The following is a 22,457-nucleotide window of genomic DNA, read 5'->3' as shown; positions in this document are numbered from 1 at the left end:
ATATTAGTCAATTTCTTCAAAATCTATGTATTCTCCAACTTTTTTTGAGGGATTGGATTTTGGGTTGGGTTGCTTATAAATACTTGTTTCTCCTTCTTTTTCCTTGGGTTCACTGTAATCCTGATACGAACCAAATTGTTGCCCAAATCGTTCTTCAGTTTTGCGTACCGCATAATTCAGCAATCGAGGTGCCAGCCATTTTAGCAGCAATTTGACCGCGTAATATACTAATACAACCAGTAAAATCGTTTGTAATAAAACCATATAACAATAGCTATTGCATCAAAATTACATTGTTAGTACCGTAAACACACTTAAAGTTTCATAAAATAGTATTAAAATCAGTTATATGGATTCCCCTAGTTTGAGAAAGATCTTCTTACTTTTCTTTTTGGTTCCCTTTATTTCCGTGGCCCAGTACACCGATGTCATCAATTCCAACAGACCTGGTAGAGCCGTCAGCGCCTATGCCGTTGGAAGAAATGTGGTACAGTTGGAAATGGGATTGGTTTACGAGCAAAGGGACGACGCCTCCTTAAACACGGATTCGAATATTTTTGGAACCGACCTTGCCCTTAGATACGGGCTGCTGTTTGAAACTTTGGAACTGGTTTATGAAGGATCCTTTATTTCGCAGAACATCACCTTTACCGATTTGGGAACTAAGGAAAGACTTACAGATTTCTCTAGAAATAGATTGGGTCTCAAGTTTTTGATTTATGATCCATTCAAGAACCCGGAAAACAATAAACCCAATCTTTACAGTTGGAGGGCCAACAATGTTTTTCAATGGAAGAACCTGATTCCTGCAGTTTCCATCTATGGAGGAGCTACTTTCACCCTTGGAGACAATCCATTTTATCCAGGAGACGATGTGGCAACACCCCGGGTAGGGATCAATACCCAAAGTAGGTTATCCCCTAGATTTGTTCTTATTTCCAATGTGGCCTACGACCGCATAGGAACGGACTTTCCTGAGTGGAGTTATGCGATGTCCGTTTCACATTCGTTTAGAGATCCCAAATGGAGTGTGTTTTTGGAAGGTCAGGGGTTCAGCAGCGACCGATATTCGGATATTCTGTTACGAACCGGGGTGGCCTATCTGATCAATCCAAATTTCCAGGCAGATTTTCATCTAGGTTCGGGTTTTAAGAACGATCCATCCCGCATATTCACAGTTTTGGGCTTCTCCTATAGATTGGACTACCACAAGGACAAATTGGTTTCTGTTAACCAAAAAGGCAGTGGAAGTGGGAAAATCAAGAAGAACGCCGCCAAGAAAAAGCGTAAAAAAAGTAAAAAGAAGAAGAAAGATAAATTGGATTTCTAAGATTTCCGGATATCATTTTTCTTCTGGGAGATTATTCCTAATATTGACCCTACAAACTACGTTGTATGGTTCAAGTAAAACAGGTACAATCCAAGTCTGATTTAAAGAAATTTGTAAAATTCCCCTTTTCCATTTATAAAGATTCTCCCTATTGGGTTCCGCCCATCATTAACGATGAAATGGAAACTTTCAATGCGGATAAAAACCCTGTATTTCAAAATGCCGAGGCCTCCTTCTTTCTGGCCTATAAGGATGGGAAGATTGTAGGAAGGGTGGCTGCCATCATCAATTGGCTGGAAGTCAAAGGGCAAAATCTGAAGAAGATGCGCTTTGGGTGGTTTGATTTTATAGATGATTTGGAGGTTTCTGCCGCATTGTTGGAAAAGGTGGCTGAAATTGGACGGGAACATCAACTGGATTATATGGAAGGTCCGGTTGGCTTTTCCAATCTGGACAAGGTAGGAGTGCTCATTGATGGTTTTGACCATATAGGAACCATGATCACCTGGTATAACCACCCATACTATCAAAAACACTACGAACATCACGGTTTTGTGAAGGAAAAGGAATATCTGGAAAACAAGTTTTTGTTTGCCAATGCCGATCCAAAGGTTTTTGAAAAAGCCAATCTCCTAATTAAAAAGCGATATTCACTGCGTGAGCTTAATTTTAGCAATAGCAAGGAAATCATGCCCTGGGTGGATAAAATGTTCGATTTGTTCAATAACAGCTATTCCAGTTTGGCCTCTTTTGTAAAGATTACCGATGTACAGAAAGAGTATTTTAAAAAGAAGTACATCAGCTTTATAAATCCTGAATACATCAAGTTTATTGTTGATTCCGATGATCAATTGGTGGCCTTTGCCATTGTAATGCCGTCTTTCTCCCAAGCCTTGCAAAAGGCCAATGGTAGACTTTTCCCAACGGGAGTGTTTCATTTGTTGAAGGCCAAGAAACACAGCAAGGATGTCATCTTTTACTTGATTGGAATCCGTCCGGATTACCAGAATAAAGGCGTTACCGCAATTATTTTCAACGAATACTACAAAACTTTCAAAAAACGCGGGGTGGTCAACTGCATCCGAACCCCGGAATTGGAAGAAAACGTAGCTATCCGGCAAATGTGGAAGCATTTTGACCCGGTAACCCATAAACGTAGAAGAACATATAAAAAATCGTTAAGCTAGTAGGTTGACTTGATAGGATTCAGAGTTTGGCGCTTCGGAATTTGACAATGACAATTTTAGCTGGCTTTAGCCGTTTTGTAGACTAATAAACAACCTTAAAACCTCAGCATGAAATTTTTACTTCCCACCAAAAAGTATGTAATCCTCTGTATTTGTTTGATTGGTTTATCAGCCAATGCCCAAAATGAGACCTCCAATTATGAAAAGGCACTAGGGGAGCTATTCGCTGTTAATGGATCCCATGAAACTTTTGTAACGGTCATAGATCAAATGTTTGGTATGATCAAACAAAACTATACCTCGGTGGACACTGGTACTTGGGATGAACTACAGGCAGAATTCAAAAAAACCTCGGTTCATGAATTGGTTCAATTGCTGACACCTGTTTATCAAAAATACCTGACAGAAGAAGATTTATCGCAGCTCGTTGCCTTCTATTCAACCCCTGTTGGGAAAAAATTTGCTAAAAATACACCCCAAATCACAGCAGAATCCATGACTGTTGGGCAACAATGGGGATTGAAGATTAGTGAAAAAATGATAAAAAGACTGGAAGAGAAAGGATATTAATCGAACGAGATTCCACTCTCCTTCCAAATATTGATCAACTGTTCTTTCCTATTTGCCATTAATACGGTCCAGTTCATTATGGACACTGTCCAGCTGAGTGGAAATTCCTGAAAGCTGCTTGCCCTAGAATTTTATATCTTTACTAGTGACCCATAATTACAAATAGCATGAAATTAAGCGCAAATCAAAAGAAAAAAGCCCACGATTTAATGGAATTATGGGAGGATGATTTGTTGGACAGATACCCCGAAAATGGTAAAAAAACCAAGAAGGAGTTTAGAAATTATGAAAACCCTGCCAGGGATACGGTAAAGGAATTTTATCGGCAAAACCACAAATTTCAGACATATGATTTTGTGCTTAAAAAGGAAAAGGAATTCTTGAATTTAAACCGTAAGGCCATGGGGCTTTGGGATGCGGTTGAGTTTTTAAATACCCTAGTAGACGATTCAGACCCGGATATTGATTTGGATCAGACCCAGCATTTGCTGCAGACTTCCGAGGCCATTCGTGCCGACGGACATCCTGATTGGTTTGTGCTAACAGGTTTTTTGCATGATTTGGGCAAAGTGCTCTGCTTGTTTGGAGAACCCCAGTGGGCTGTTGTGGGTGACACCTTCCCTGTGGGCTGCCAATTTTCCGACAAAATTGTTTATCCAGATTTTTTTGAGGCCAACCCGGACAGTACGGATGAACGTTACAACACCAAACTAGGGGTCTATTCTGAAAATTGTGGCCTTCGCAACGTACATATGTCCTGGGGACATGACGAATATTTGTATCATGTAATGAAGGACTATTTACCCGAGGAAGGCCTGTATATTATCCGCTACCACAGCTTTTATGCACAACACAGGGAACATGCTTACGATCATTTGATGGACAAACATGACCATGCCATGTTCAAATGGGTGGACAGATTCAATCCCTATGATTTGTATACCAAGGCACCTGTGCGGCCCAATGTAGCCGAATTAAAGCCATTTTATGAGGATTTGGCCTCAAAATATTTACCTGATACTATTCGGTTCTAACGGATGGTTCAGTTCATTAGTTTTTTTGTTTTTACGGCTTTTGTAGCGGCATTTTCCACTTGGAAACTTAGAAAGGATAGGCTTTCCACACAGGATGGCTATTTTTTGGGTGGACGCAGCCTCACCGGAATTGTTATTGCAGGCTCCCTTTTACTTACAAACATTTCTACCGAACATTTGGTAGGAATGAATGGAGATTCCTATAAGCATGGTGCCATAATTGTCGCCTGGGAGGTAACCTCTGCCCTTGCCCTTGTTGCCGCGGCCCTCTATTTTGCTCCACGATATTTAAAAATGGGATTGACCACCATTCCAGAATTTCTTGAAAAGCGTTTTGATGGACTGACCCGAACCATTATTGCGTTTCTATTGATTGTTTCCTTTGTTTCCACATTGCTACCCATTGTGCTGTATTCCGGCGCTGTAAGCATTGAGCAGATTTTCGATATTTCCAAGTTACTTGGCATTCAGGAAAATCAAGGTTTATGGCTTACCGTGGTTGTAGTGGGTACCATAGGAGCAGTTTATGCCATTTTTGGGGGGCTAAAAATGGTAGTATATACTGACACCATCAATGGATTTGGTTTGCTGTTGGCGGGCATATCCATCCCGTTCTTGGCTCTATGGGAAATTGGCGACGGCCATATCTGGAATGGCCTTCAGATGGTCTATGATAAAGTACCCGAAAAGTTCAATGTTATTAGTGACGAGAACTCTATAGGGCCTGGTGCAAGAGACGCCATTATGCCTTTTGGGGTCCTGTTCACCGGTTTGATCATTAACCAACTGTATTTTTGGACCATGCACCAATCCATTATTCAAAGGGCCTTGGGAGCTATAAACCTAAAAGAGGCGCAGAAAGGGCTATTGTTTACCGGTCTTTTAAAAATCCTGATTCCCCTAATCATAGTGCTCCCAGGAATTATTGCGTTCTATTACTTTAATGAGGATTTTTTTGACAAAAAAGAGCTGGTATACCCCAGTTTGGTAAAAAAAGTACTTCCGTTTTGGATGACGGGTTTTTTTGTGGCGGTCTTAATGGGTGCTATTCTCAGTACATTCAATAGCGCATTGAATAGTGCTGCCACCATATTTAGTTTGGGCATTTACAAAAGGTACCTTAACAAGAAAGCTAGGGAAAAACTATTGGTTCGGGTTGGGAAAAGTACCTCGGCACTTTTGGCCTTTTTTGCTATTGGGATTGCACCCTTTGTTGCCCAAGCTCCACAAGGCTTGTATCAATTGCTTCAGCAACTCAACGGTATATTCTTTATTCCGATGGCCACTGTGATCCTCGCTGGGTTTTTCCTTCCCAAGGTATCGGCAACAGGAGCCAAGGTGGGATTGTTTTTTGGTTTGATCTTCTATATTACCACAAACTTCATTTTGCAAGTAGATGTGCACTACGTGCACCTCTGGGGCGTTGAATTTGTGCTCAACATTCTTGTAATGCTCTTGGTTTCTTGGCAATTTCCAAGAATCAATACATTTAGAATTACGGATGTTGGAGCCGTGGAACTAAACCAGTGGCGCTATGCCAAGTCATTTAGCATTTTATTGGTTATACTTACGCTTGGTATTTATGTGCTCTTGGGCAATGTGGGTTAGAACTTACTACTCGCCCATGGCAGCAGCTACGGCAGCAGAAAGCCTTTTATAGGTTCCATTTTGCAATCGCTCCCGAATACCGGAAAAGGCATCCAGAGTCTCCTTGATATCTTCCAAGGTATGGGTTGCGGTCGGAATCAATCTCAATAAGATCAGTCCTTTCGGTATCACAGGATAAACCACAATGGAGCAAAAAATTCCATAGTTTTCCCTAAGGTCTTTTACCAAAGCCATGGCTTCTGGAATACTTCCGTTCAGATATACCGGGGTTACGCAGCTGGATGTGGTTCCAATATCAAATCCTCGTTCCTTTAGGCCATTTTGAAGGGCATTTACATTTTCCCAAAGTTTGGCCTTTAGCTCCGGTCTTGTGCGCAACATATCCAGACGCTTTAAGGCTCCCTTAACATAGACCATGGGAAGGGATTTGGCGAACATTTGGGAACGAAGGTTATATTTTAGGTATTCTATAATTTCCTTGTCAGCAGCTACAAAAGCCCCAATCCCCGCCATAGATTTGGCAAATGTGGCCAAATACACATCTATTTCATCCTGAACACCTTGCTCCTCTCCTGCTCCGGCTCCTGTTTTACCAAGCGTTCCGAAACCGTGGGCGTCATCAACCAACAATCTGAACTTATATTTCTTTTTGAGGTCAACAATCTCTTTTAGGATTCCCTGCTCTCCGCGCATACCAAATACACCTTCGGAAATCACTAAAATACCACCACCAGTTTCTGAGGCCAGTTTGGTTGCACGCTCCAAGTTTTTCTCCAAACTCTCTGCATCATTGTGTTTGAAAGTGAAACGCTTGCCCATATGCAATCTTACCCCATCAATAATACAGGCATGGCAGTCCACATCATAGACAATAATATCGTCCTTGGCAACCAAGGCATCTATCACAGACATGAATCCTTGATAGCCAAAATTTAATAGATAAGAAGCTTCTTTATGAACAAAAGCGGCCAATTCCTGCTCCAATTGTTCGTGATAATCGGTGTGTCCGCTCATCATACGGGCACCCATGGGATAGGCAGAGCCGTGCTCATAAGCAGCATCTCCGTCTACTTTTTTAATTTCAGGTAGGTTGGCCAATCCCAAATAGTCATTAATACTCCAGGTAATAACATCTTTTCCTTGGAATTTCATCCGGTTAGAGATAGGTCCTTCCAATTTTGGGAATACAAAATATCCTTCTGCCTGCGATGCCCATTTTCCCAAAGGCCCTTTATTTTCAATTATCCTGTCAAATAAATCTCTCATCTACCCTAAAATTAATTCAAATGCAAAAATATATATTTTTGGTAAGCCCTCACAATGAAATGGGAACATAAAAAAACGGCAATGAAAACCATTGCCGTTCCATATTTTTAGAAGTCTCTCTTATTACTTGATATACTCTACTTTTTCAGGTGTTTCCGAGTTCTGGATGTCGAAGAACCCTTGGTTTTCCATCCATTCATTACTGTACACCTTGCTCATATACCTTGAGCCATGGTCTGGGAATATTACCACCACATTGCTATCTTCTGAAAACTCACCTTCAGTGTTCAACTGATACAAGGCCTGCATGGCCGCTCCACTGGTATAGCCAACAAACATTCCTTCGGAATGAGCAATTTTTCGGGCCATATGGGCACTTTCACCATCAGTTACCTTGATGTATCGGTCAATATAATTGAAATCTGTTGCTGCAGGAATCAAATTTTTACCCAACCCCTCTATGCGATATGGGTACACCTCGTTATGGTCAAATTCCCCAGTTTCGTGAAACTTTTTCAATACCGAACCATAAGCATCAACTCCCAGTACCTTTACCTCAGGATTCTGCTCTTTTAAATACCTGGCAATTCCGGAAATAGTGCCTCCAGTTCCACTACAGGCCACCAAATGGGTGATTGTACCGTTGGTCTGGTTCCAAATTTCGGGACCAGTGGTATTGTAATGGGCCTCTATGTTCAGTTCGTTGAAATATTGGTTGATATAAATGGAGTTCTTGGTCTCGCTGTGCAATCTTTTGGCCACCTCATAATATGATCTTGGGTCATCCGCGCTAACGTGGGCAGGGCACACATATACCTTAGCTCCCATGGACCTCAACATGTCTATCTTATCAGGCGATGATTTGGAACTAACCGCCAATACACATTTATAGCCTTTAACAATGCTCACCATGGCCAAACTAAACCCCGTATTACCAGAGGTAGTTTCAATAATGGTGCTTCCTGGTTTTAAAATTCCTTTACGCTCCGCCTCCTCAATAATATAGGCGGCAATTCTATCTTTGGAGGAATGGCCTGGATTAAAGGCCTCCACCTTAGCATAAAAACTACCGGTAAGGGGTTCTGCGATTTTGTTTAGCTTAACAAGAGGGGTATTTCCAATTAAATCAAGAATACTGCTACACGCACTTATCTGTTTTTTCATAACTGGGTTTAGGTAAGGGGCAATTGCCGAACATGCCAACAATTAATCCGGGACAAAAATAGTATTTTTTATTTTAAGCGGCATTTTATCCAAGAATTAGCCCCTTGCAGCCGATTTTTCCAAATTAGTCCAATGGTAACGTCTTATCCAGTTTTTCCTTGGATTCCTTGATCGGTGGCATACTATGGTCAATCCTTTTGGATTTTGACAATATGGGTCGTATAACAAAACCATAATTGTATTCTTTGGACGGTAAACGAAACTCTTCATGTGGCCTAGCATTGATGGTCCAGCTGTCATCTCCTCCCACGCCCATTTGTCGGTAATCCACGTTAAGGGTTATAATATCCCTTTCCGGTAATTCCACAATATGTCCCTTGGGGTCCGAAAGATCCTCCATGGTATACGGCCAAGCACTTACACTTAACGGGACACTGCCCAAAATTTCAAGCCCTTTGCCTGAATTATTAGTAAGCCTTGCCCAATCAACCCCAGTATAATTATTGCTTTCCTGTGGCCGCACATAATGGAAAAAGTCTTTTTTAACCGATTTGTTATACAGACCATAAGCGGAAGAGGTAGCTCTATCCACATAATTTTCGTGAGGGCCCTTCCCAAGCCACTCCATGGCATCAAAATCGTCATGCAAAGTCAATTGCATACCTAATCGAGGTAGGTTAGGAAGATCCTCAACGGGAACAAAACTGCTTTCCACAGCAATTTCACCATCTCCAAACACGGTATATCTGACTACCAAAGTTGGATGTTGTCCACCATCTTCGGAAGATACCTTGGGTAGATCATAAGTCGCCTGCAAAATCATACTTTTGGGTCCTTGGTGGACAACTTCAAAAGAACGCAATGTTCTGTCTTTTGCTGCATTTTTCCAATACTTTTGCCGCTCTGGCATGTTAGATCCAACATCATTGTCAGTTGGAGGTCTCCAGAAGTTGGGCTGTATGGCTCCATTTAACAATTCTGTTCCCTGTAAATCTATGGAAGTGAGTGCACCAGTCTTTCTGTCGAATCGAATTTTGGCTGTTTTGGTAACAACAGTCACAGCCTCCTCTGTTTCTTGGGTCGACAAATCCCGTGCGTCCTTTAACTTTTGTTCCGGTGCCACCTCAAAAAATGGCAATTCAAACTGTTGCCAGGAGGTTTCATGACCTGCCTTTGCCCAATTGTAATCCCTGTTCAGTCTAAGGCTCAAGGTAATATAATAGCCAACTCCTGGTTTCACCTTGGGTTGTTTGTAATTGATCTGAATCGTTCCCATGGCTTGGGCTTCCACATCAGGTACCTCAAATGTGCCTTCTTGTACAGTTTGCCCGTCCGCTTCCAATTTCCAGAAACCATCGTATTGGGACAATGAGGTAAAATGATGTCTGTTTTTGAGTTTGAATATACCATTGACCAAATCATCCGAAGTGATTTCAACAGGTTGTTGCACCTTTTTGGCTTCCCAAGTAGCCGGTTTTGGGGTTTGGTCCGGACTAATAACCCCATTGTTGTTGAAATTTCCACTGTGAATGGTTTCTCCATAGTCGCCTCCATAAGCCCACATCTCTTTACCATTATCCAGTTTTTTGATGAGCGAACCATCCGTCCAATCCCAGATAAAAGCACCGATAAACCTCTTATTGGCCTTGATGGCATCCCAGAATTTGGTAAAATTCCCCAAGGAATTTCCCATAGCATGGGCGTATTCACAATATATTACGGCACGGGGGTCTTTTGGGGCATTGGCAAGATCTACCATGTACTCTACGGAATTATACATTCTACTACGGATATCCACATAAGCTGGATCGGTCAACCCGCTATCCCAACTTCGGTATTGGGCTCCCTCGTAATGAATAAAACGGGTAGGGTCGTAATCCTTGATCCAACCCGACATAGCGGCATGATTTGGTCCCATTCCACTCTCATTTCCCAAAGACCAAAAAATGATGGAGGGGTGGTTTTTATCCCTTTCCACCATCCGTTTCGCTCGATCTACATGGGCATGGGCCCAATCCGGGTTGTTGGTCAAGATGCCTGTTATTCCGTGGGTTTCAAGGTTGGTTTCATCTATAACATACAATCCATATTCGTCACATAGTTCATACCAAAATGGATTGTTGGGATAGTGCGAAGTCCTTACCGCATTAAAATTGAACTGCTTCATGAGCAGCGCGTCCTTCCTCATTATCTCTTCAGATACCACTTTACCAGTATGCTGACTGTGATCATGCCTGTTAACACCGTATAAGAGAACAGGTTGGCCATTCACGAAAAACTCCCCATCCCTGATTTCAATAGACCTAAACCCAACCTTGCTGCTCCTTGCTTCTACAATGGCTCCCTCAGCATCTTTTAAATACAGAACCAAGGTGTACAAATTTGGATGTTCGGCGCTCCATTTAAGGGGATTATCAATCTCTGATTCCAGAAATGCAAAATTAACGGTACCTCTTTGCGGATACCTTTCTTTCAGCAATTCGGAAACAGGTCTTACCACTGCCTTGTCCAGAACAGGAGCATTGTTGGAATCAAATAACTGCATGGATAGTTCCCAATTGGAAACATCTACCCCCTTTTCCAGTTGGAGCTTGGGTCGAACGCTGAGTTTGCCGTGTTCAAAAGTATCATCCAATGAGGCGCGTACAAAGAAATCATAGATATGCGTCTTGGGTAAAGCTTCCAGATAAACGTCCCTATGAATGCCACTCAAACGCCAATGGTCTTGGTCTTCCAAATACGAGCCATCACTCCATCTAAAAACTTGGGCTGCCAGAACGTTCTCCCCTTCTTGCAAGTAATCAGTGATGTCAAATTCCGCAGGCAATCGACTCCCTTGGCTATAGCCTACTTTTTTTCCATTGATCCACAGATAAAATGCAGAAGTGACACCTCCAAAATGGATAATTACTATGTTGTTATCCCAATTAGCGGGAATTGTAAAATTGGTTCTATAGAATCCAACGGGACTATCATCTTTTGGGACATAGGGTGGATCCACAGGCACAAACGGATAGGTTACATTGGTGTAAATGGCCCTTCCATAGCCGTGAAGTTCCCAATTGGCGGGAACAGCAATACCATTCCATGCAGATATATCAAATGTTGGCTGGTAGAAGTCCTGATGGGCCTTTCCTTGCTCCACTGTCGGGGCAAAATTGAACTTCCAAGTACCGTTAAGGCTCTGATAACGGGGGCTGGCTTTTCTGTCTCCCTTCAGGGCCATGGTTTCATCGGGAAACGAAATGGAAGTGGCGCGCGCAGGAAGTTTGTTAATACTGGTCACCAACGGATTTTCCCAATCGTTGGGAGATTGTGAGAGTGCGGTCCAGGTTGCGAGAAGACACAAGACCGCCATGAAATTGTTTTTCATTTTGAGGTTTTGGTTTTAGATATGCTACAATTAAGTAGCCCCTAAATTACGCAATCAACGATGGATTCCATCATCCAAAACCACTTTTGTCAAATCGCTGCTAGGGCAAGTTGGCTATTCAGTTTTTCCTTCCAAATCCAGGATAAACGCGTATTCCTTTGCGGTTTCCTTTAAGGATTCAAACCTACCGGAAGCACCACCATGACCTGCATCCATATTGGTATCCAGGAACAAAAGATTATCATCAGTTTTCAACTCCCGCAATTTGGCCACCCATTTGGCCGGTTCCCAATATTGAACCTGAGAATCGTGCAATCCCGTAGAAACATAGAGATTGGGGTACTTTTTGGCTTCTACATTATCATAGGGAGAGTAGGATTTCATATAGTCATAGTATTCCTTTTCATTGGGATTGCCCCATTCATCATATTCCCCAGTGGTCAATGGAATGGAATCATCCAGCATGGTGGTTACCACATCTACGAAGGGTACCGCCGCTATAACACCATTATACAACTCCGGCGCCATATTGATAACTGCTCCCATTAAAAGTCCACCTGCAGAGCCGCCGCTAGCATATAAATGTTCAGGGCTGGTATAATTTTTTGCAATCAAATATTTGGAACAATCCATAAAATCGGTAAAGGTGTTCTTCTTGTGGAGTAATTTTCCATTGTCATACCATCCTCGACCCAAATACTCGCCTCCCCTCACGTGGGCAATGGCATAGACCACCCCTCGGTCCAATAAACTTAACCGAATGGAAGAAAAATAGGGGTCTATAGTACTTCCGTAGGAACCGTAGGCATATTGCAACAGTGGGCTACTGCCGTCAAATTCGACATCTTTATGATAGACCATGGAAATTGGGATTTGGACTCCATCCCTAGCTGTGGCCCAAACCCGTTTGGTTCTATAGTTGGCTTTGTCAAACTTGCCGCCCAACACCTCTTGTTCCTTTAAAACTGTTTTGGATTGGGTCTCCATATCAAAATCGATAATGGCATAGGGTGAACCCATTTCGTTGTAATAATAACGGAACATTTTGGAATCGAATTCTACATTGATGGAAGCTCCCGCCACATAAGTCTCGCTATCAAAGGGTAAATAGTAGGATGCTGAACCATCCCATCGGTTAATCTTTAACTGGTTAAGACCATTTTCCCTTTCCGAAAGCACATAATAATCCTTGAATATCTCCACATCTTCCAACAAGACCTCTTCTCTGTGCGGAATGAACTCCTGCCAGTGTTCTGAGGAAGTTTTGGCTTCCATGGTCTTCATCAGCTTAAAATTAGTGGCTCCATCCTTATTGGTCAAGATAAAAAAGTTGCCGTTGTAATGCGAAATGCCGTATTCCACTCCCCGTTCCCTAGGAGAAAATATGGCAAATTCTCCCGCTGGGTCATTGGCATCCAAAATTTGATATTCCGAAGTCAGTGTACTTACCGACCCAATGACCAAATATTTCCTGGACTTGGTCTTATACACAAAAGTGTTGTACGTGGAATCCTTTTCGTGGTGGACCAACACATCCTCTGAAACTGATGTGCCCAAAACATGTCTGTAGATTTTGTCGGCGCGAAGGGTTACCGGATCCTTTTTGGTATAAAACAAGGTTTTTCCGTCATTGGCCCAAACAGAACTTCCAGTCGTGTTTTCAATCTTGTCATCAAGAATTTGTCCTGATTCTAAATCCTTGATTTGGATAGTATATTGTCTTCGTGAAACGGTATCTGTGGCAAATGAGGCCAAGGTATTATCAGGACTCACGGAAATCCCTCTTAGATTGAAGAATTCGTGTTCTTTGGCCATTTCGTTACAATTGAACAAGAGCTCATCTGGGGCTTCCATTTCCTCTTTCTTCCTAAAATACATGGGATATTCCCCTCCCTTTTCATAACGGGTTATATACCAATAGCCGTTGTACTTATAGGGAACCGAATTGTCATCCTCCTTGATGCGGGATTTCATCTCATGGAACAGTTCCTCTTGAAAATCCTTGGTATGCTTGCTCATTTCGGCATAGTAGGCATTCTCAGCATTGAGATAATCCAAAACCTCTTGATCTTCCCTATCATTCATCCAATAGTAATCATCAATTCTAAGGTCCCCGTGTTTTTCAAGCTTCTTGGGGTGTTTTTTAGCTATTGGCGGAGTAATGCTCATGCGGTCTTCAGTTTTATTTTTACAAGCGGCTGCAAAAATAAGGCATATCAAACAACCTAAGTAAGTATAAAGTGATCCTTTCATCGCGACAGATTTTGCCCAAATTATTACTTTTGACCTTAATTTACACTATACTATATCATGTTTGGAGATTTTATGGGAATGATGGGTAAACTCAAGGAGACCCAAGAAAAGGTTAAGCAAACCAAAGAACGTTTGAATACTGTATTGATTGACGAGGAATCCTCAGACGGATTGCTAAAGATCACCATCACCGCCAATAGGGAACTTAAATCAATTGCCATTGATGATAGTCTACTTAAAGATAAAGAGCAACTGGAAGATTATTTGGTACTAACACTGAATAAAGCCATAGAACAGGCCACCAAGGTCAATGAGACGGAATTGGCCGCTGTGGCCAAAGAGGGTATGCCCAATATACCTGGAATGGATTCCCTTTTTAAATAGGAAATCAACCTATTGTTTTTAGGATTTTTAAAAAATGATCGTGCATTGTCTGGGTGTAATCCAGATGTGTGACTATCCGCAATTTTCCTTGCCCCATTCCTATGATGGAAATCTGGTTTTCGGTCAGTTTTCCCAAAAAGGTATCTGAGGTCATTTTGGATTCATCCAATTCAAAAATAATTATGTTGGTTTCAATGGGTTCTACCTTCTGGACAAAATCCAAGCTTTGGAGCAGCTCCCCAATTTCCTTGGCCTTTGCATGATCCTGGGACAAGCGATCAATATGGTGATCCATGGCATAAATGGCGGCAGCAGCCAAAAATCCCGATTGCCGCATTCCACCTCCAAGAATCTTGCGGATGCGAAGGGCCTTGTCCATAGCTTCCCTTGAACCCACCAAGACTGAGCCCACTGGGCATCCTAATCCCTTGCTAAAACATACGCTTATGGTTTCGAAAAGGTTGCCATAATCCTGGGGATTCTCATTTTTGGCCACCAGGGCGTTCCAAAGTCGAGCCCCATCCAAATGGTAATGCAACTGGTTTTGATCGCAAACCTTCTTTATTTTCTTTAATTCTTCAAAATTCCAACAGGCTCCACCGCCTTTGTTGGTCGTATTTTCAATACATACCAAGGTGGATAAGGGACTGTGGTAAAAATCTGGTGGATTTATGGATTCTTCCACCTGCCCGGCGGTCATCATTCCCCGATTTCCATCTACCAATCTGCAGGACACCCCACTATTAAAACTGGCCCCGCCGCCTTCATAATTAAACACATGGGCGTACTTGTCACATATGAGCTGTTCCCCAGGATGGGTATGCAATTTAATAGCTGTTTGATTGGCCATGGAACCGCTGGGAAAAAAAAGGGAAGCCTCCATTCCAAAATACTCAGCGACTTTTTCTTCCAAAGCGTTCACATTAGGGTCATTTTTAAACACATCATCCCCTACTTTGGCTGTCATCATGGCCTCCAACATCCCAGGAGTGGGTTTGGTCACGGTGTCACTTATTAGATTTATTTGCATGATTATTTGTTCACTGCTAGTGGTTTGTGTTAATGGTTAATGGTTAATGGTTAATGGTTAATGGTTAATGGTTAAAAGGTAATTTTTCTATGTGTCACTATCAGCTATCCAATCTACATAACTCTTAACTCTTAACTTTTCACTCTTAACCATTTAATGAAAACAATCCATTCCAATAGGAGAACCATCAGGAATTTTGGGTACTGCAATCAGTTTAAACTTGGACGGAGCGTTCATAAAGGCATCAATACGCCTCACTGTCTCAGCCGCAATAGTGCCTTTTCCTTTGCTTAACAGGGAGGACCTTAAACTCTTTAGCGCTTCATTGGCGATGGCATTTACTTGTGGATGCACCTCCTTGCTGGCGGCCAAATTCATGATATGATATAATACCCTAAAGTTGATGGTTTGCTGTACCTCATGCAAATAGGGGTCACGATGCGATTCATCAAAGGTCTTTTGAATGGTATTTTCCAAAACAGTATTCAAACCTAATTGGTCTTTATCAAGACTTTTTTGTTGGATGAGGCGCGAAGCCCTTTCAGGATGCAAGAGCAATCCCAAAGTCATATCTGCAGCAGTTTCGGCGGCGGATAGCGCATCAAAGGCAACTCCACTTCTACCCTTAAAGGACTCCCTGGTCTTTCCATATCCAATGGCCCTGGGAGGAAATAATTCCAGTTTATCTTTTGGTAAGGCTATGTTTTTGGCATTCAAGGTAGTAAGGATGGTTTCCAAAGCATTCTCTTGTCTGGCAGCGCTGATAGTGCGAACAGTATGTTGCCCGTCTCCTTTGGTGGCATAATTGTAATCCAACCCGCCAATCAGCTTGGAAACAGCTTCCGTTTGATACCTATGAAAGAAATATAAGGGGGCAAAGACGTCCTCTAAAACCGAATTGGGTTCCCCGGTTCGAATGTTATCCATGGAAAAATTGGAAATCGCTGTTTTCCTGATTTCCATTACCTTCTCCAATTCTTGGGCGGCATTTTTGCCATTGTCCCAAAGATGTCCAAGGGCGTGTGATCCACCCCTGGGTCTGGCATCTTGATCGGATATATACCGTAGGCCATCATCTTGGGCCTTTTTCAAAATGGCATTAAGTCCTTCGCGTTCATCTGTACCACTTGGGAAATCAGTATAGGAGTAGGCAACGGTTACCTTGTCCCACTCTCCTATGCCAGTATCGTAGGCGTTGGAAAAGTCGATAGTTCCATCCTTCAGCTCAAATTGGGGATGGGGGTAGTCCATTACCGACGCCCTGTTGTTGGTACTGGCGGCAAAATTATGCGCAAATCCCAAGGTATGTCCAATCTCATGTGCAGATAACTGACGAATTCTTGCAAGCGCCATTTCCAGCATGGGCTGATAGTTATCGTCCCTTTCGGAAAAGGGTTTGTTCATCAGGGCTTGGGCTATTAAGAAGTCTTGGCGAATCCGTAAACTGCCAAGGCTTACATGCCCCTTAATGATCTCTCCCGTCCTTGGGTCGGTAATACTGCTACCATAGCTCCAACCCCGTGTGGATCGGTGTACCCACTGGATCACATTATATCTTACGTCCATGGGGTCCGCATCATCGGGTAAAATTTTAAGTTGAAAAGCATCCTTATACCCTATGGCCTCAAAGGCTTGGTTCCACCAACGACCCCCATCCAAAAGTGCAGAACGTACCGGTTCTGGGGTACCATTATCCAAATAATATACAATGGGTTCAACGGCTTCGCTCACCTCCGCATTGGGGTTTTTCTTTTTTAATCGATGACGGGTCACAAACCTTTTTAAGATAGGCTCCTGCACGGGAGTGGCATAATCATAATAGGAAAACGGATAAGAACCACTTCTGGGATCAAATACCCTTTGCTGATAGTTGTCATCCGGCAATTCGATCAAGGAATGGTGCTGTGCCACTGTGACCAGGGAAGGGTTTGGGGCAACTGAACGAATCCAATCTCCTTCTGCATTTCCCTTAAATGTTAGGGTTACATCGAATTCCACATTTTTTGGAAAGGCCTTTGTGCGCTCAAAGGCCAAGGCACTTTTGGATTTATCCAAACTATAAGAACCTTGTTTGGTATTTTTCAATCTTCCAGAAACCCCATGGGCATCTCGCATCAAAAAATCGGTCATATCTATTAAATAACTCCCTTTTGATTCTTCCTCTATTTTAAATCCATGCAGCACGGATTTGGCAAAAGCCTGTTCCACGGACTTGCGCTCCAGTTCATTCTCTGTAATGGCCCTAAAAGTCAAATTGGGTTGGATCAGCAAAAGTTTGTTTCCTGCTTTTTTGAAAAGGACCACTTGTTCATTTCCCAGTTGTCCCCTGTCCAGGCCTATATCATTACTTCCTATTCCGCTGCTCAAGGAATACACATACAGAAATTCCTTTTCAAGCTCGTCCACTTGAAGAAAAATCTTGTCGGAAGCATCATCGTAATAAAAATTGAAATACCCATTGAACTTTTGGTAATCCCTGGTTTTTTCAAAATTTTGGGCAACTGAAAATTGGGAGTAAACGGCAATCGCGAGGAGAGCAAAAATGTAATTTTTCATATCTGAGTTAGTTCTAGCTAAAATTATATAAATTTCGTTGCCTGACTGCATTGAAACCTTATTTTTGCCTGAAATAAATTCTATGATTACCACAGATCAGCAAAAAGATCTTATTGAACGCCTTGGCGCGTTAAGGAGGTATCTTTGACATTGATGCCAAACTCATCGAAATAGAAAACGAAGAGGAGAAAACCGCAGCTCCCGGATTCTGGGACAATCCCCAAGAAGCACAGCAACAAATGCAAGCCTTGAAATCCAAGAAAAAATGGGTGGAGGATTACAATTCCGCTACATCTTTGGTGGGTGATTTGGAAGTTTTGATGGAGTTTCTTCAAGCTGGGGAAGTTGAAGAAGAGGAGGTCAATTCACAATACAATCAAGCCCTGTTATCCATAGAAAACCTCGAGTTCAAGAACATGCTTTCCGAAGAAGGAGATGAGCTTACCGCAGTACTTCAGATCACGGCAGGCGCAGGCGGCACAGAAAGTTGTGATTGGGCATCCATGCTGATGCGCATGTACTTAATGTGGAGTGAGAAAAATGGATACAAGGTCAAGGAACTTAACTATCAGGAAGGGGATGTGGCCGGAATCAAAACGGTAACACTCCAAATTGAGGGGGAGTTTGCTTTTGGATGGTTGAAGGGCGAAAATGGGGTGCATCGTTTGGTGCGTATATCCCCATTCGATAGCAATGCCAAAAGACATACATCTTTCGCATCTGTATATGTGTACCCCCTTGTGGACGACACTATTGAAATTGAGGTAAACCCTGCAGATATTGAAATCACAACAGCACGATCTAGCGGCGCTGGTGGACAAAATGTGAACAAGGTGGAAACCAAGGTACAACTGGTTCACAAACCAACCGGAATTCAAATTTCCTGTTCTGATTCCAGATCGCAACACGATAACCGCGCCACAGCCATGAAAATGTTGAAATCCCAATTATACGAAATTGAGCTTCGAAAAAAACAGGAGGCCCGAGCGGAGATTGAATCATCCAAAATGAAGATTGAATGGGGATCACAAATCCGAAATTATGTGATGCACCCCTATAAATTGGTCAAGGATGTACGTACTTCCGAAGAAACAGGAAATGTAGATGCGGTAATGGATGGGGAAATCAATCCTTTTTTGAAGGCCTTTTTAATGATGATGGGGCAGAAAGAGGAGTAGTGTTAGATGTTAGAAACATAGAAACCAAATTGCTAATTGTACATTGTTAATTGTTAATTGCAAAAAGAGATGATAAAAATATATCACAACCCTAGATGCAGAAAGTCGCGTGAAGGATTGGAGTTTTTGGAAAACAGCGGCGAATCCTTTGAAGTGGTACGGTATTTGGAAGAAGTTCCCTCGAGAGAAGAATTGGAAACCCTCATTGGTTATTTGGGTATTTCGCCAGAGGCATTGGTCCGAAAAAACGAAGCAGTGTGGAAAGAACAATTCAAGGGTAAAAATCTCACGGATTCTGAAATCATTGATGCTATGGTACAATATCCAAAATTGATTGAGCGACCTATTATTGTAAAAGATAACAAGGCGGTCATAGGAAGACCTGCAGATAAAATTAGTATCTTGTTGGGCTAGGGTAATCCATTGAAAAACAACGATAAACAATTCTGTTTTTGATTATGAAAAAAACACGAACCTTATATGTATTGGCAACGTTATTGGGCTTGTTCTGCGTAAATGATTTGGTAGCGCAATATGGCTACGGAAGTCCTTATGGCTATGGCTACGGTAGTAGATACGGTAGACAGCGCAGTACGATTCCGCAGGCGGCCGAACCGCCCAAAAAGGCTGACCCGCTTACCGCAGAAGAAATTGTGGACCTTGAAATGCCCAAGATTACCGAAGAACTTGGATTGGACCCTTTTGAAGTTGCCGTAGTGAGAACCACATTGGTCAAATCTGTTCAGCAACGAATTGAGCTTCAAATCTTAGAGCTGGAGCCTGAAAAAATGAGGGAAGAAGTGGAAAAAATAAAGGAACGCCAAGATTCGGAGATGAAGGCGGGCCTCCCGGAAGATAAGTACTTGGCCTATATAGAACTGCAGAAAAATAAATTCAAGGCCAAAAAGAAGAAAAAACCAAAACGGAAAAAGAAAAAAAGTTAACAAATTTTTAAGGTCATTGGTGGGGCCTTTTGAGCTGTTGGGAGATTTTATTTTTGTTCTTCCATATTTTCCCAACAAGTTTGCTGCATTAAAATTTAGCAATGCACAGGGTTATCCTCCCACTATTTTTGTTGGCCATTTTTTCGATCAAGGCCCAAACCAAACAAGAGAAAGCTTTAATAGCAATTACCGGAAAGGTAATCGACAAAGATTCCGGACAGCCACTGGAATATGCCACCTTTGTGATGCAAGAAGTTGATGATCCCAGTAAGGTTACCGGAGGAATTACAGACGATCACGGCACTTTTCAACTCAAAGTAATGCCTGGGAAATATAATGTGCGGGTCGAGTTCATTTCCTTCAACACCTACTCCTTAAACAATCAAAGTTATTATGCGCCCACCGATTTGGGTTCCATTGCCCTGGAACCAGACGTTGCACAACTGGAAAACGTGGAAGTTATTGGCGAAAAAACCACAGTGGAGATCAGGCTGGACAAGAAGGTTTATAACATTGGAAAAGATATTACAACAAGTGGGGGAAATGTAAGTGATGCCCTCAATAACATTCCCTCTGTGGCTGTGGATGTAGAGGGTGCCATTAGTCTTAGGGGAAACGATAACGTAAGGATCCTGATTAACGGAAAACCTTCTGCCCTAGCAGGGTTTGGCTCTACAGATGCGCTAAGGCAACTTCCTGCAGACGCTATTGAAAAAGTAGAGGTGATTACAAGTCCTTCGGCCCGTTATGATGCTGAGGGTACTGCCGGAATACTCAACATTGTCCTCAAAAAAGAGAAGACACTTGGGATGAACGGATCAATCAACGGTACCATAGGTTACCCGTTCAACGCCAGGGCAACCACCAACTTCAATCTTAGAACCGATAAGTTCAACATATTCAATACCTTGGGTTATTTCCATAGGGAATCTCCTGGTGGCGGATTGTTTGACAACACCTATTCCGAAGGACTTTATGATAGAATCATTGAAAATCGGGATATCAGCAGAAATGACGATGGCTTTAACCTCAATCTGGGAATGGAATATTTCCTTAACCAAAAGTCTTCAGTGACCGGCAGTTTTTTCTATCGTATTTCTGATGAAAACGACCTCACAGAGAACAATAACCAACGCTTTACAGGTTCCAACATGGAAAGCCAAACCTTTAGAAGTGAAAATCAAGGAGAAGATGACAACAGTTTCCAGGTCTCTTTTAACTACACCAACAACATAAACAAGAACGGACACAAATTAACTGCGGATTTTCAGTACTCCTATGATGATGAATCCATTTTGACCGAGATCAACGAGGACAGGGTGGTTCCCACCAGTGCCTTGCTGGCTCGTGAAGACATCATTGAATCAGAGACCCAAGATGATGTTCTGGCCCAGATAGACTATGTGCTCCCCATGGGCGAGGCCCAATTTGAAGCGGGCTACCGTGGAAATTTTGAAAAAGAAACCAATGATTATCAACTGGACACCCTCAACCAAAACACAGGGAACTTTGAAATCAACCGCGACCTGACCAACACATTTACCTATCATGAAAATGTGAATGCCCTCTACACACAATATGGCAACAAATTTGGCAAGTTCTCCTTTTTGTTAGGACTTCGGCTGGAGAATACACAAATGAAAGGATCGGTGGATTCGGATATTGATAGCCAGGCCCTTGAGCAAATGCTCGGTGTGGATGTGGACCTTAATTTTGATAAGAATTATTTGGGACTGTTCCCAACCCTCAACCTGATTTTGGAAATTTCGGAGGCAGAGAATGTTTCGTTGGGATATAATCGACGAATTAACAGACCCAGGGGTTGGTTCATCAACCCATTTCCTTCACGCTCCAGCCGAACCAACGTCTTTCAGGGAAATCCTGATTTGGATCCTGCGTTTTCCAATGCATTTGATCTTGGCTACTTGAAACGCTGGGGCAAGCTAACTTTCACATCTTCCATTTATTACCAGAGGGAGACCAATTCTTTTGATCGGGTCCAAGAGGAAACTGGGGAGGTGACCTCGGACGGCATACGGATTATTCGTTCGATTCCGATAAACCTTTCAACCAATGAGCGGATGGGTGCCGAGGCGGGAACGATTTACAATCCTGCCAAATGGTTACGGTTGAACAGCAGTTTTAATTTTTTCAGGTTCAATTCCGAAGGACGTTTTAACAATGTGGACTATGGCGCACAGAACACAAGCTGGTTTGCCCGTTTCAGTTCAAAATTCACTTTGCCTCCCAAAATAGACCTACAGGTCAATTCATTTTACATGGGACCACGAAAAAATGCCCAGACAGAATCCAAGGGTATTTATTCCATGAACCTGGCCATGAGCAAAGATCTTTTTAAGGACAACGCCACCATATCGGCCAATGTCAGTGATGTGTTCAATTCAAGAAGGAGAAAATCATTTACCGAAACTGCATTCTTTACTTCGGACAGCGAATTTCAATGGAGAAAACGTCAATTGTATCTTTCCTTGATTTATCGTTTTAACCAACCTAAAGAACGAAGGCAGGGCAACAACCAAAGGAGCAACGGTGAGGATGAGGGCGAATTCTAAAAAAATT

The 22,457-nt window shown here is 42.4% G+C and carries 17 protein-coding genes; 10 read left to right on the top strand and 7 right to left on the bottom strand.

Going from position 1 to position 22,457, the window contains the following annotated elements; translation table 11 throughout:
* Positions 1–3: 3 nt before the first annotated feature.
* On the bottom strand, positions 4–264 hold the full coding sequence (locus ACO6S0_RS07435; RefSeq protein ID WP_420399456.1) for a DUF4834 family protein: 261 nt from the start codon (positions 262–264) through the stop codon (positions 4–6).
* A gap of 85 nt (positions 265–349) precedes the next feature.
* On the opposite strand from ACO6S0_RS07435, the gene ACO6S0_RS07430 reads away from it, so the two are divergent.
* From ACO6S0_RS07430 to ACO6S0_RS07410, 5 genes are all read left to right on the top strand, one after another.
* Complete coding sequence (locus ACO6S0_RS07430) at positions 350–1,330, top strand: transporter (RefSeq protein WP_422351354.1); 981 nt, start codon at positions 350–352, stop codon at positions 1,328–1,330.
* A 65-nt stretch (positions 1,331–1,395) separates the two neighbouring features.
* Complete coding sequence (locus ACO6S0_RS07425) at positions 1,396–2,517, top strand: GTP cyclohydrolase (RefSeq protein ID WP_422351353.1); 1,122 nt, start codon at positions 1,396–1,398, stop codon at positions 2,515–2,517.
* Positions 2,518–2,625: 108 nt separating this feature from the next.
* A complete protein-coding gene (locus tag ACO6S0_RS07420) occupies positions 2,626–3,087 on the top strand; it encodes a DUF2059 domain-containing protein (RefSeq protein WP_422351352.1) in 462 nt (153 codons plus the stop codon).
* A 167-nt stretch (positions 3,088–3,254) separates the two neighbouring features.
* Positions 3,255–4,121 carry an inositol oxygenase family protein gene (locus ACO6S0_RS07415; protein WP_422351351.1) on the top strand — a complete coding sequence of 289 codons (867 nt, stop codon included), beginning with the start codon at positions 3,255–3,257 and terminating at the stop codon, positions 4,119–4,121.
* 3 nt (positions 4,122–4,124) lie between these two features.
* Positions 4,125–5,729: a solute:sodium symporter family transporter gene (locus ACO6S0_RS07410; RefSeq protein ID WP_422351350.1), complete on the top strand. Its 1,605-nt coding sequence runs from the start codon at positions 4,125–4,127 to the stop codon at positions 5,727–5,729.
* Positions 5,730–5,735: 6 nt separating this feature from the next.
* Here the strand turns inward: ACO6S0_RS07410 and ACO6S0_RS07405 are convergent, their stop codons facing one another.
* The 4 genes from ACO6S0_RS07405 to ACO6S0_RS07390 form a co-directional block, all read right to left on the bottom strand.
* Positions 5,736–6,995, bottom strand: a complete 1,260-nt coding sequence (locus ACO6S0_RS07405) for an aminotransferase class I/II-fold pyridoxal phosphate-dependent enzyme (protein ID WP_422351349.1) — start codon at positions 6,993–6,995, stop codon at positions 5,736–5,738.
* 123 nt (positions 6,996–7,118) lie between these two features.
* On the bottom strand, positions 7,119–8,159 hold the full coding sequence (locus ACO6S0_RS07400; RefSeq protein ID WP_422351348.1) for a PLP-dependent cysteine synthase family protein: 1,041 nt from the start codon (positions 8,157–8,159) through the stop codon (positions 7,119–7,121).
* Positions 8,160–8,283: 124 nt separating this feature from the next.
* Positions 8,284–11,532 (bottom strand): glycoside hydrolase family 2 TIM barrel-domain containing protein, encoded by a 3,249-nt coding sequence (locus ACO6S0_RS07395; RefSeq protein WP_422351347.1) that lies wholly within the window; start codon positions 11,530–11,532, stop codon positions 8,284–8,286.
* Positions 11,533–11,646: 114 nt separating this feature from the next.
* Positions 11,647–13,701 (bottom strand): S9 family peptidase, encoded by a 2,055-nt coding sequence (locus ACO6S0_RS07390; protein ID WP_422351346.1) that lies wholly within the window; start codon positions 13,699–13,701, stop codon positions 11,647–11,649.
* A gap of 141 nt (positions 13,702–13,842) precedes the next feature.
* Between ACO6S0_RS07390 and ACO6S0_RS07385 the strand changes: the two genes are divergently transcribed.
* Entirely contained in the window at positions 13,843–14,169 is a 327-nt protein-coding gene (locus ACO6S0_RS07385; RefSeq protein ID WP_422351345.1) for a YbaB/EbfC family nucleoid-associated protein, read from the top strand.
* Positions 14,170–14,173: 4 nt separating this feature from the next.
* Here the strand turns inward: ACO6S0_RS07385 and ACO6S0_RS07380 are convergent, their stop codons facing one another.
* Both ACO6S0_RS07380 and ACO6S0_RS07375 read right to left on the bottom strand, forming a co-directional pair.
* On the bottom strand, positions 14,174–15,199 hold the full coding sequence (locus ACO6S0_RS07380) for a threonine aldolase family protein (protein ID WP_422351344.1): 1,026 nt from the start codon (positions 15,197–15,199) through the stop codon (positions 14,174–14,176).
* Positions 15,200–15,352: 153 nt separating this feature from the next.
* Positions 15,353–17,755: a zinc-dependent metalloprotease gene (locus ACO6S0_RS07375; protein WP_422351343.1), complete on the bottom strand. Its 2,403-nt coding sequence runs from the start codon at positions 17,753–17,755 to the stop codon at positions 15,353–15,355.
* An 82-nt stretch (positions 17,756–17,837) separates the two neighbouring features.
* Here ACO6S0_RS07375 and prfB point away from each other — a divergent pair.
* The 4 genes from prfB to ACO6S0_RS07355 all read left to right on the top strand — a co-directional run bounded on the left by prfB (position 17,838) and on the right by ACO6S0_RS07355 (position 22,450).
* A protein-coding gene (prfB, locus tag ACO6S0_RS07370) for a peptide chain release factor 2 (RefSeq protein WP_422351342.1) occupies positions 17,838–18,933 on the top strand; the annotation gives its coding sequence in 2 pieces (ribosomal slippage) (positions 17,838–17,900 and positions 17,902–18,933; 1,095 coding nt in all).
* A gap of 69 nt (positions 18,934–19,002) precedes the next feature.
* Positions 19,003–19,347 (top strand): arsenate reductase (glutaredoxin), encoded by a 345-nt coding sequence (arsC, locus tag ACO6S0_RS07365; RefSeq protein WP_422351341.1) that lies wholly within the window; start codon positions 19,003–19,005, stop codon positions 19,345–19,347.
* Positions 19,348–19,391: 44 nt separating this feature from the next.
* Complete coding sequence (locus ACO6S0_RS07360) at positions 19,392–19,877, top strand: hypothetical protein (protein ID WP_422351340.1); 486 nt, start codon at positions 19,392–19,394, stop codon at positions 19,875–19,877.
* A gap of 101 nt (positions 19,878–19,978) precedes the next feature.
* Positions 19,979–22,450 (top strand): TonB-dependent receptor domain-containing protein, encoded by a 2,472-nt coding sequence (locus ACO6S0_RS07355; protein WP_422351339.1) that lies wholly within the window; start codon positions 19,979–19,981, stop codon positions 22,448–22,450.
* Positions 22,451–22,457 lie beyond the last annotated feature (7 nt).

The sequence above is a fragment of the Flagellimonas sp. genome, assembly GCF_965233845.1.
Classification (GTDB): domain Bacteria; phylum Bacteroidota; class Bacteroidia; order Flavobacteriales; family Flavobacteriaceae; genus Flagellimonas.
Note: the sequence above shows the minus strand (reverse complement) of the source record. Positions and strands in the feature narration are given on the sequence as shown.